Origin of the sequence: Thalassospira sp. MCCC 1A02491 (assembly GCF_001613785.1) — a bacterium.
Lineage (GTDB): Bacteria > Pseudomonadota > Alphaproteobacteria > Rhodospirillales > Thalassospiraceae > Thalassospira > Thalassospira povalilytica.
Genome location: NZ_LPVX01000032.1, coordinates 209,372 through 221,240, shown reverse-complemented (window position 1 = coordinate 221,240; position 11,869 = coordinate 209,372). Strand labels below are relative to the sequence as shown.

The window sequence follows — 11,869 nt, the reverse complement described above, 5'->3', positions numbered from 1 at the left end:
GCGAATGAATTCTAAATGAACGTATTGAACGGGCGATTGCTCGCCCGTTCGGTAAAGTTATTTTACGCTTAGTGCCGCATCGACAAGTTCGGCCTGTTCACGCAGGTGGGCCTTCAGAAGACCCGTTGCCGGCGAAGCCGAAGCTGCGCGACCAACGTAAACCGGACGACCCGCCTTGTGCGAAATGCTCGACAGGGTGGCTTCGATACGACGATCGACGAAGAACCAGGAGCCCATGTTCTCGGATTCTTCCTGACACCATACGACATCAGCATTCGGGTATTTCGCAAGTTCCGTTGCCAGTTCTTTTTCCGGCCACGGATAAAGCTGTTCGACACGAACCAGGGCAACATCTTCGATGCCGCGGTTTTCGCGCTCGGCGAGAAGATCGTAATAGACCTTGCCCGACGACAGAACGACGCGTTTGACCTTTTTGGCATCTACCAGCTTGCCGGTTTCCTCGATCACAGGCTTGAATGTAGTTCCCGGACCGAATTCGGACAGGTTCGACACGCACTGCTTGTGACGCAGAAGCGACTTCGGTGTCATCAGGATCAGCGGCTTACGGAACGAGCGACGGATCTGACGGCGCAGGATGTGGTAATAGTTTGCCGGTGTCGTACAGTTCGCCACCTGCATGTTGTTTTCACCACAAAGCTGCAGGTAACGTTCCAGACGGGCCGAACTATGTTCCGGACCCTGGCCTTCGTAACCGTGCGGCAGAAGCATCACCAGACCCGACATACGCAGCCATTTGGCTTCGCCCGAGCTGATAAACTGGTCAATGATGACCTGTGCACCGTTGGCAAAATCACCGAACTGGGCTTCCCAAAGAACCAGCGAGTGCGGCTCGGCAAGGGAAATACCATATTCAAAGCCCAGAACACCGGCTTCGGACAGCGGCGAGTTGAGAACCTCAAGCTCGGCCTGACCAGTACGGATGTTGTTGAGCGGGGTGTATTTGGCCTCGGTGGTCTGGTCGACCAGTTTGGCATGACGCTGCGAGAAGGTGCCGCGCTGGCAATCCTGACCCGAAAGACGGACCGGGGTGCCTTCGCACATCAGCGTACCGAACGCCAGTGCTTCGGCGGTTGCCCAGTCAATACCTTCGCCGGTTTCGAACATCTTCGCCTTGGCCTTCAACTGACGAAGGATTTTGCGGTTGATGTCGAAATCTTCCGGTGCGGTCGAAAGCGCACGGCCAACTTCCTGAAGAAGATCTTCGTCGACGCCGGTCTTGCCGATCCAGTCGGCATCTTCGCCGTGCGAGGATGCAAGCCCGGACCATTTGCCTTCAAGCCAGTCAGCCTTGTTCGGACGGTATGCTTCGGACGCCTTGAACTCTTCATCAAGATAATCCTGGAACGACTTGTCCAGTTCCTTGACGCGTTCTTCGGTCAGAAGACCTTCCTTGATCAGCTGCTGTGCATAGATGTCCTTGGTGGTCGGGTGTTTGCCGATCACGTCATACATCTTTGGCTGGGTGAAGGCCGGCTCGTCGCTTTCATTGTGGCCAAAGCGGCGATAGCAGAACATGTCGATAACGACGTCCTGTTTGAATTCCTGACGGAATTCGGTCGCGATGCGGGCCGCATGAACCACTGCTTCAGGATCGTCACCATTGACGTGCAGGATCGGTGCCTGAACGACTTTGGCAATGTCCGAGCAATAGGGCGAAGAACGGGAATCGGTCGGCTTGGTCGTGAAACCGATCTGGTTGTTCACAACAAAGTGGATGGTACCACCGGTACGATACCCTTTGAGGTGCGACAGATCGAACGTTTCCGCAACAAGACCCTGACCGGCAAAGGCCGCATCACCATGCAGGAGGATACCCATAACCTGCTCGCGATTGGTGTCTTTGCGCTGGGACTGTTTTGCACGGACCTTACCAAGGACAACAGTGTTCACCGCTTCAAGGTGCGACGGGTTTGCCGTCAGCGAAAGGTGAACAACATTGCCATCAAATTCACGGTCGGCGGACGTACCAAGGTGATATTTAACGTCACCCGAGCCCATCACGTCGTCCGGCTTGGACGGGTTGCCCATGAATTCCGAGAAGATCGCGCGGAACGGCTTGGCCATGACATTGGCAAGAACGTTCAGACGACCACGGTGCGGCATACCGAACACGACCTCGCGGATGCCAAGCTGGCTGCCACGTTTAAGGATCTGTTCAAGTGCCGGGATCAGGGCTTCGCCACCGTCAACGCCGAAACGCTTGGTGCCGACATACTTGGTATGCAGATAATTTTCAAAGCCTTCGGCTTCTACCAGGCGCTCAAGGATGGCTTCCTTGCCGCGTGCAGTAAACTGCGTCTGGTTGCCGATGCTTTCGATCCGCTGCTGAATCCATGACTTCTGTTCAGGTTCCTGAATGTGCATGAATTCGATACCGATCGACCCGCAATAGGTTTTGCGCGCCAGGGAAACGATCTGGCGAATGGTCGCGGTTTCAAGACCCAGAACGTTCGCGATGAAAATCGGACGGTCCATGTCGGCTTCGGTGAAGCCATAGGTCTTGGGATCAAGTTCCGGGTGCGGTTCACGCGGGGCAAGGCCCAGCGGATCCAGATTTGCTTCCAGATGGCCGCGCACACGGAAGGATCGGATCAGCATCAGTGCGCGAATGGAATCATTGGCCGCAGCGCGGATGGCATCAGAATTGACCTGTGCTGCTCCCGGTGCTGCGAGGGCTGCCGGTGCATAGGCCACCTGGGCCTGACGTTCGGCATGTCCCTGTGAGACGTCGTATCCCTCCATGCCGCCAACAACCTTGGTTTCCCGCGGCTGCCAGCTCGGCCCACGCATTTCTGCGAGGAGTTCGGAGGCGTCGTCCTGCAACCCGTCAAAAAACTCAGCCCAGCTCTGGTCAACCGCAGACGGGTTCTCCAGATACCGGGCATAGATTTGAGCGATGTAGGTTGCGTTCGACTCGTTAAGAATCGTGTCGAGATCTTGAGGTTTCATTTGTGGTCGGAAGGCATGGTCCCCAAGACAGGACCACGCCCCCCCTTGCCTTTCCTCTGACTACCCAGATTAGCCCTTCAAAGCCTTCAGCATGGTCGAGCCGAGGCTTGCCGGGGAATCGGCAACAAGAACGCCAGCGCTGCGCATGGCTTCCATTTTCGCGTCGGCAGTACCCTTGCCACCCGAGATGATCGCACCGGCATGGCCCATGCGTTTACCCGGAGGTGCGGTAACACCGGCGATGAAGCCAGCAACCGGTTTCTTGACTTTGGAAGCCTGCAGGAATTCACATGCTTCTTCTTCAGCCGAACCACCGATTTCACCGATCATGATGATGCCTTCGGTTTCCGGATCCTTCAGGAACAGGTCGAGGCAGTCGATGAAGTTGGTGCCGTTGACCGGGTCACCACCGATACCGATACAGGTCGACTGACCCAGGCCAGCGGCCGTGGTCTGTGCAACTGCTTCGTAGGTGAGCGTACCGGAACGCGAAACGATACCGATTTTGCCGCGGCGGTGAATGTGACCCGGCATGATGCCGATTTTGCATTCGTCCGGGGTAATGATACCCGGGCAGTTCGGGCCGATCAGGCGGGTCGAAGAACCTTCGAGCGCGCGCTTGACGCGAACCATGTCCGCAACCGGAATACCTTCGGTGATGCAGACAGCCAGTTCGATTTTTGCATCGATGGCTTCAAGAATTGCATCTGCTGCGAAGGGCGGCGGAACATAGATTACAGAAGCATTTGCTTCGGTAACGTGTTTCGCTTCGGCAACGGTGTTGAAGACCGGCAGGTCAAGGTGCTTGGTGCCGCCTTTACCCGGGGTAACACCACCAACCATTTTGGTGCCATATGCAAGAGCCTGCTCGCTGTGGAAAGTACCTTGCGAACCAGTGAAACCCTGGCAGATAACTTTGGTGTTTTTATCGACGAGAACAGCCATAGTTACGCGGCCTCCTTCACAGCTTTGACCACCTTCTCGGCGGCATCGGCAAGGTTGTCAGCCGAAACAATCGGCAGACCCGATTCTTCGAGGATCTTCTTGCCAAGTTCGACATTCGTACCTTCAAGGCGAACAACCAGCGGAACGTTCAGGCTGACTTCGCGGGCAGCTGCCACAACGCCGTCTGCAATCACGTCACAACGCATGATGCCACCAAAGATGTTGACCAGGATGCCTTCGACATTCGGGTCAGACAGGATCAGTTTGAAGGCCGTGGTAACGCGTTCTTTGGTCGCGCCGCCACCAACGTCAAGGAAGTTTGCCGGTGCGCCACCATAAAGCTTGATGATGTCCATGGTTGCCATGGCCAGGCCTGCGCCGTTAACCATGCAGCCGATGGTGCCATCAAGCTTGATGTAGTTGAGGCTGTGTTTGGCAGCTTCAAGTTCAGCCGGGTTTTCTTCGTCTTCGTCGCGCAGGTTTTCGATGTCCGGATGACGGAACAGCGCGTTGTCGTCGAAGTTCATTTTGCAATCGAGCGCGATGATGTCGCCTTCGCCGGTCACGACCAGCGGGTTGATTTCAACCATGGCTGCATCGGTGTCGAGGAAGCACTGGTACATTGCCGACATGAATTTGACAGCTTTGGAAACCTGCTTGCCTTCGAGGCCAAGTGCGAATGCCAGTTTACGGCCATGGAAGCCCGAGAAGCCGGCAGCCGGATCGATGTCAACGGTGACGATCTTTTCCGGGGTTGCTTCGGCAACTTCTTCGATGTCCATGCCGCCTTCGGTCGAAGCCATGAAGATCACGCGCGAGCAAGCGCGGTCGACGAGAACCGAAAGATACAGTTCGCGTGCGATATCGCAGCCTTCTTCGATGTAAACGCGTTTGACTTCTTTGCCTTCCGGACCGGTCTGGTGGGTCACCAGGGTCGAACCGAGCATCTGTTCGGCGTTTGCGCCAACTTCTTCGACGCTTTTGACAACGCGAACGCCGCCTTTATCGCCTGCTTTGGCTTCCTTGAAGGTGCCTTTACCGCGGCCACCTGCATGGATCTGGGATTTCACCACGTAAACCGGACCAGCCTGGGACTGGGCAGCTTCGATGGCTTCCTGAGCGGTATATGCAACTTTGCCATTCGGCACGGTCACACCGTATTTGCGAAGAATTTCTTTCGCCTGGTACTCATGAATATTCATGTTCGGTCGCTTTCTTGCCTTCCGTACGATTTCCTGTGGGTCAGAAATCGGGATTTCAATGTCCCCGTATATGCGGGAGGGACTTTGTTTGCGAGGCCCGCGATCATTGAAGTTTTAAAAACACCAATGATTGAAAAACGGGCCGGTCAACGACCAGCCCGCTTCGCGTTCTTAGAGCATGCCCTTGGCAGCATCGACGAGGCCGCGAACTGCGTTCACGGAATTGTCGAAGTTTGCTTTTTCGGACTCGTCAAGATTGATCTCGACGATGCGCTCAACACCGCCAGCACCCAGAACAACCGGGACGCCGACGTAAATACCATCAACGCCGTATTCGCCGCTCAGATAAGCAGCAACCGGCATGACGCGTTTCTGGTCTTTCAGGTAGCTTTCTGCCATCGCAACTGCCGAAGCAGCCGGGGCATAGAAAGCAGAACCGGTTTTGAGCAGGGCAACGATCTCCGCACCGCCATCACGGGTGCGCTGTACGATCTCGTCGATTTTCTCCTGCGTGGTCCAACCCATTTTGATCAGGTCGGGAACCGGGATACCGGCAACGGTCGAATAACGGATGGACGGGACCATGGTGTCGCCGTGGCCGCCAAGAACGAATGCGGTAACGTCTTTGACCGATACGTTGAATTCTTCTGCGAGGAAGTAACGGAAACGTGCCGAATCCAGAACGCCTGCCATGCCGACAACTTTCTTCGGATCGAAGCCGGTTGCCTGCTGCATCACCCAGACCATCGCATCAAGCGGGTTGGTGATGACGATGACGAATGCATTCGGAGCATGTTCTTTGATGCCCTGACCGACCTGGGTCATGACTTTGGTGTTGATGCCGATGAGATCATCACGGCTCATGCCCGGTTTGCGAGCTACACCTGCGGTGACGATAACAACATCAGCGCCTGCGATGTCTTTATAGTCACTGGTACCCTTGAGGTCGGCATCAAACATGTCGACGGGGGAGGATTCAGCAATGTCAAGCGACTTGCCCTGTGGCATTCCATCAACGATGTCGAAAAGGACGACGTCGCCAAGCTCTTTCAGGCCGACGAGGTGAGCAAGCGTGCCACCAATATTGCCAGCACCGACGAGCGCGATCTTGTTGCGGGCCATTCCGTTACCTTCTTCCCTATTACGCTTCCTGGGGGTCGAAACTCAACTTGGGAGCGCGATTGAAAATTTAAACCTGCGAACGCGAAATAATCGTTCGTAAACATCGAGTGTCGTAAACTGAATCGTCTCGATTTACAAGGGGAAACCCCGCTGTTTTTACGAGGAAAACCGCCGGTTCGGGGTTTGTTGCAACTATGGTCTAAACGCTTAAAAACCGTTCATGTTGCGGTTGCGAAGGGGCATGAATGCGCAGCAAAACCAAAGCCTGTTTACGATTGCGGGCTGCTTAAAGGAAAGGCAGTCTGCGCGTTTGCTGCCTATTCGGGCGTGCGATCCCGATTGCACCGCCCCAGCATTGCACGAAACGGCCATCAGCCATGCGACGGGCACGTACACGAAAAAACGCTAATACGATGAAATTTGCGCGATTGTGCGTTTGTGACATGCCTCACGCAAGAATCACCCGGCGATACGCGCCCATATGGCGAATTATTGCAACCGTTTTAAACTCTGATGGGTGGAGTCGTTTTTGGGCCCATCCCGGCGGCGCGATCCGTGATCATTTGCGCGGTCGCCGTAGGGCAGAAATCAGGTCAAATGCGCCATGTCGAGATATTCCTGGCTGCGCATTTCGGTCATGCGCGACACGGTGCGCTGGAACTCGAACGAATAATCGCCGTCGGTATAAATCTCGGTCGGGTCGCATTCGATTGCGCAGATCAGTTTGGTTTTGTGTTCATACATTGCATCGATCAGTGTCCCGAACCGTTTGGCCCAGTCCCGGCGGGAATCCGGCAGTTTGGGAATGAAATCAATGACGATGGTATGAAAATGCGTGGCAAGGGCGATGTAATCCCCCGGGCCAAGCGGACGTGTGCACAGCTCGTCAAAGCTGAATTTGGCAACACCGGCCCCCGCGGCCGAGATTTCAATCTTGCGGCCCTTGATGGTCAAACTGTCGGGGACAACGCGTGCCCCCTGTGTCAGGGTTTCAAAGATTTCATCAATCTTGCCAACGGCTTCTTCACGCTGGCACGGATACAGAAATACGTCTGCGGCGGTCAGATTGCGCATCCGGTAATCGGTGGGGCTGGCCAGTTCAAGCACATCAAGCTTCTGCTTGATCATATCGATGAAAGGCAGAAAGTTCTGACGTTGCAGGCCGTCCTTGTAAAGGTCATCCGGGACGCGGTTCGAGGTGGTCACAATCACCACCCCATGGTCAAACAACTGTTCGAACAGCCGACCAAGGATCATCGCATCGGTGATATCGGTGACCTGCATTTCATCAAAACACAGCAACCAGGCCCCATCGGCCAGGTCCTTGGCGATGGGCGGGATCGGGTCGGCGTCATCTTTTTTCTTGGTCTTGCGGAACCGGTGCATGCGTTCATGCACGTCCTGCATGAAGTCGTGGAAATGCACGCGGCGCTTTTTTTCAATGTCGATGGTTTCATAGAACAGGTCCATCAACATGGATTTGCCACGCCCGACCTCGCCATAGATATAAAGCCCGGATGGCGGGGTGGGTTCTTCGCGGCGCCGGGTCAATCCAAACCGTTCACGCCAGCCGCCCGACCCGGTTGAGGGTTCGTAATGGGCCAGCGCATTTTTCAGGCTTTGGAGTTTTTCCGCGCACAGCTCCTGCATCGGATCGTGGGACAGCTCGCCAGATGTGATTTTCGCGCGATAACGGGAAAGCGGGCCGTCGGTCATCAACAAGTCTCGGATGCAGTGAAAGAAATCAGCTCAATGTGCAATGTCATAGCGCCAAGATGCATTGCAATGCAACAAGGCGCTTGATGCGATTGCGCATTCTGTCCTTTGGGTAGCATCGCCAGTGATGCCCGCCCGTCAGATCAGACGCATTTTTTTGAAAAGCCAGATTTCAAAGGCGGTAATGGCCGTCAAAATCACCGCAACCGTGACAAAGCCGTACGGGTTGTCCGCCGCCGGAATGCCCCCGACATTGATGCCAAGAAGCCCGGTGACAAAACTGATCGGCAGAAACAGACCGGCAATTACGGTCAGCCAGTACATGGTGCGGTTCATCTGTTCGGTTTCGATCGCCATCAGGTTCTCGTTCACGATCTGGATGCGTTCACGAAGCGAATCAAATTCTTCGATCAGGCGGATCGTCTTGTCGGTCAGGGCCCGCCCGCGCCGCTTGAAACGCTTGTCCGACCAAGCCGGTTTCTGTTCGACATAATTTGAAAGCGCGTCGCGCTGCGGGGCCAGATGGCGGCGCAGTCGCGAGACGGAATTGCGGATATCCGACCCGCGCCGACGCAGGGCAAGGGTCTTGCCCTCGGCAACGGTTTCCTGGTCTTCCTCGATGGTTTCGACATCTGCCTCGATGCCGCGCACGACATTTTCAAGCCGATGGATCAGCCTTTCAGCCACCGTCAGAACGAAATCATCGATGCTGCGCGGTGCGCTGTTTTGCGCAATTGCCGAACGGATATCGTCAAATGCCTTAAGCGACTGATTGCGAAGGGTGATGACCATGTTTGAGGTGACCCAGAAACGCACCGAAATCATATCGGCCGGGTCATTTTCAGCATTCAGGTTGACCCCGCGCAGGTTCAGTGAATAACCCGGATCATAAAAGAACACCCCAGGACGGGTGCCGCGTGTTGCAAGGGTATCGGCAATCGTCGGGTCAATACCGGCAATGTTGATCAGCCAGTTGCGCACCCCTTCGCCCATCCAGTCAAGATGAACCCAGACATAGGATGTCTCGCTTGGTGCTGGCAGCCCGTCTTGCAGGGTGCTCCATTCGATCGGTTTTGCCGACCCGTCCTGGTTGATCTGAAAGGCGTTGATCAGGGCCGATTTGTGCATTGGGGGCTCCTTGGCTGTTTTGCCGAAAATCATGCGGGCAATCAGCAGATGGCGATTTCATCAATCATGGGAACGAAACGTTTGATGATTCGTTACATTCTTCAGTGTAACTTGTTTGCAAATCGGGCAAAACGGTCAAATACCGGTCTTTGGGCATCAATATGGATCATCAGGCATGACTTCTCTTCGTCACGTATTCGCAGGTCTTGCAATCTGTTTGTTGGCGATGACAGCGACGCCCCCTGTGGCGGCGCAAGGCGACGACAAGGCTCAGGAAGCCGTTCAGAAAATCGAACTCGAAAACGCCCAGAACCGGATTTCCGAATGGGATGATGCGCTTGGCGATCTGGAAAAGACGATCGCCCGTGACGAAGTCACCAACCGGTTTATTTCCGATGGCCGTGACAAGATCGAAACCATCCAGCTTGGTGTGAATACCCTTCATGATCGGGCAGATGAGCGACTGAAACGCTTTAAAGCCGCCCTTGGCAAGCTTGGCGAACCCCCGGCAGAAGGCCAGGAAGAAGTCCCCGCTGTCGCGCGAGAACGTGAACGCATTGGCCAGGATATCGCGCGCGTTACCGGGGTAATCAAGCAGCTTGAACTTGTTGATTTCCGCGCAACCGAACTTTCCGATCAGCTTGCCGCGCTGGCCCGCGAACGCTTCACGCGCCGCATTCTGGGGCGGGTTGATGTGCCGCTTGATCCCGGTGTCTGGCTGACCGCGTGGGGTGAAATTGTGCGTCTGCCCAGCATGGTGCAGGCACGCTATGCCAATCTGGAACTCGAAGGTCAGGCGGCCGACGAGCTTGCCGAAATTGCGCCTGGACTTGTTCTGTTATCCTTTATCGTGATTGCGGCCCTGATTGGCGGGGAAGTCCTTGTTCTGCGCTATATGCCGGCGCGCTGGAAAGCGGTGCCGTCCGAAGACCGGGTTGCCCTGATATCGGGGACACGGTTCCTGTTTACCGCAATGGTGCCCGGGATCGCGTTGCTGGTGGCATATGGCATTCTTGATTCCCGCGAGGACCTTTTGAACGGGGCGATGGGCGATTTCATCCATCAATGCTTTGCCGCAGCCCTGTTTCTGCTTTTTGTCGGCGCGGCCATTCGCAGCGTTCATTCCCCATTTTCACCGACCCTGCGCCGGGCCGGAACGACGCCGCGCGGTGCCCGGATTGTCGGGGTTTCGTCGCTGGTGGTGGCATTGATCTTTGCCTGGGACATGGTGCTGTTGCAAGGCGCGACAACCCTTGGTACGTCGCTTGATATTGCGCTTGTCCAAAGCATTTCCAATGTTCTGATCATTTCGGTCCTGCTGTTTGTGTCGTCGCTTGGCGTCTTCTGGGGGCATGACGAAAAGGACCGGCATGAATTCTGGCCCAAACTTGAACGGCGCAGTCGCCGTGGTCTGAAGGCCGTCGCCATTCTGATGCCGGTTCTGATGGCGCTAGGCTATGTGGCGCTGGCGCGTTTCATTCTGGAAAATCTGATGATGGGTCTGGCATTCCTGACCTGTTACTGGTTGCTGCGCGGCTATAGCCGGGCATTGATGCACACCTATCTGGTGCGGCCCGAACCGGCCGAAGACAGCAAAACCACCGATGCGGTGCATGGCACCCTGTATTTCTGGCTGCGTGTTCTGATCGATGTGGTGATGGTGACGATTGCTGTCCCGGTCGCGGTGATGATCTTTACCGATATTGCCTGGGTTGACCTGATCCTTGCAGTCCAGCAGGCCTTTGTCGGCATCCAGGTCGGGGGAATTCATTTCTCCCTGAAGTCGATCCTGCTTGCGGCCCTGATGTTTGTGATTGTTCTGGGCGCGATGCGGTTCTTCCAGCGGATGCTCAGCACGCGGGTTCTGCCCAACACCAAGCTCGATCAGGGGCTGCAACATTCTGTTTCGGCGATCTTCGGTTATGCGGGGATCTGTCTTGCGGTGCTGCTGGCAATTTCGGCGGCGGGCATGGATCTTTCGAACCTTGCGATCATTGCCGGTGCGATTTCGGTCGGTATCGGTTTTGGTATGCAAAGTATCGTCAACAACTTCGTATCGGGTCTGATCCTTCTGGTCGAACGACCGATCAAGGTCGGGGACTGGATCGTGGTTGGTGCCGATCAGGGCTTTGTCAAAGACATCCGGGTACGCGCCACCGAAATCGAAACCTTTGACCGGTCATCGGTTGTCATTCCGAACTCCGAACTGATTTCCAACCGGGTCCTGAACTGGACGCTTAAGGAACGGTCGGGCCGTGGCATTATCAAGATCGGCGTTTCATACGGGGCCAATGTCGACAAGGTGCGTGAAATCCTGCTTGAGATGGCCGATAAACGTCGCGAAATCCTGAGCTATCCGGCACCGCAGGTCGTGTTCATGGATTTCGGTGCCAGCTCGCTTGATTTTGAGCTGCGCTATTTCCTGCGCGATATCGGCGATGTCATGGCGGTTGCAAGTTCGATCCGGTTTGAACTTGTGCAGCGGTTCCGTGACGAAGGCATCGAAATTCCGTTCCCGCAGCGTGACCTTAATCTGCGTGATATCGACAAGCTGACCGAGGCAATCCGCGATGCCGGCCGGGGCCAGACCCGACCGCGCCCCGAAACCCCGCAGGTCGAGGACAAGCAGGCCCCGCAATCGGATGATGTTGACGAACACGGTGCCGACCAGCAGGCAACACCGCCATCGGCCGCCAAGGATATTTCACGCGATCAGGACGCGTCGAGCCGCGGTATCCCGGATGCCGGTGGCGATCCGGATGCAGATGCCCCGCGCTAGGAACTGC

The 11,869-nt window shown here is 55.8% G+C and carries 7 protein-coding genes; 1 reads left to right on the top strand and 6 read right to left on the bottom strand.

All coding sequences use genetic code 11. The features are described from left to right. Positions 1–57: 57 nt before the first annotated feature. The 6 genes from AUQ42_RS15125 to AUQ42_RS15100 form a co-directional block, all read right to left on the bottom strand. A complete protein-coding gene (locus AUQ42_RS15125; RefSeq protein ID WP_068519921.1) occupies positions 58–2,970 on the bottom strand; it encodes a 2-oxoglutarate dehydrogenase E1 component in 2,913 nt (970 codons plus the stop codon). A gap of 69 nt (positions 2,971–3,039) precedes the next feature. Next, positions 3,040–3,915, bottom strand: coding sequence for a succinate--CoA ligase subunit alpha (gene sucD / locus AUQ42_RS15120; protein ID WP_068519920.1), 876 nt, complete (start codon positions 3,913–3,915; stop codon positions 3,040–3,042). Between the two features lie 2 nt (positions 3,916–3,917). Further along, a complete protein-coding gene (gene sucC / locus AUQ42_RS15115) occupies positions 3,918–5,147 on the bottom strand; it encodes an ADP-forming succinate--CoA ligase subunit beta (protein ID WP_228196313.1) in 1,230 nt (409 codons plus the stop codon). A gap of 141 nt (positions 5,148–5,288) precedes the next feature. Further along, a complete protein-coding gene (gene mdh, locus AUQ42_RS15110; protein ID WP_068519918.1) occupies positions 5,289–6,239 on the bottom strand; it encodes a malate dehydrogenase in 951 nt (316 codons plus the stop codon). 588 nt (positions 6,240–6,827) lie between these two features. After that, positions 6,828–7,955: a cell division protein ZapE gene (zapE, locus tag AUQ42_RS15105; RefSeq protein ID WP_068519917.1), complete on the bottom strand. Its 1,128-nt coding sequence runs from the start codon at positions 7,953–7,955 to the stop codon at positions 6,828–6,830. A 138-nt stretch (positions 7,956–8,093) separates the two neighbouring features. Beyond that, on the bottom strand, positions 8,094–9,083 hold the full coding sequence (locus AUQ42_RS15100; RefSeq protein ID WP_068520026.1) for a CorA family divalent cation transporter: 990 nt from the start codon (positions 9,081–9,083) through the stop codon (positions 8,094–8,096). A gap of 175 nt (positions 9,084–9,258) precedes the next feature. Here AUQ42_RS15100 and AUQ42_RS15095 point away from each other — a divergent pair, with 175 nt between their 5' ends. Then, the gene (locus AUQ42_RS15095) at positions 9,259–11,862 is read left to right on the top strand and encodes a mechanosensitive ion channel family protein (protein WP_068519916.1); all 2,604 of its coding nucleotides are present in this window, start codon (positions 9,259–9,261) and stop codon (positions 11,860–11,862) included. The last annotated feature ends 7 nt before the right edge of the window (positions 11,863–11,869 follow it).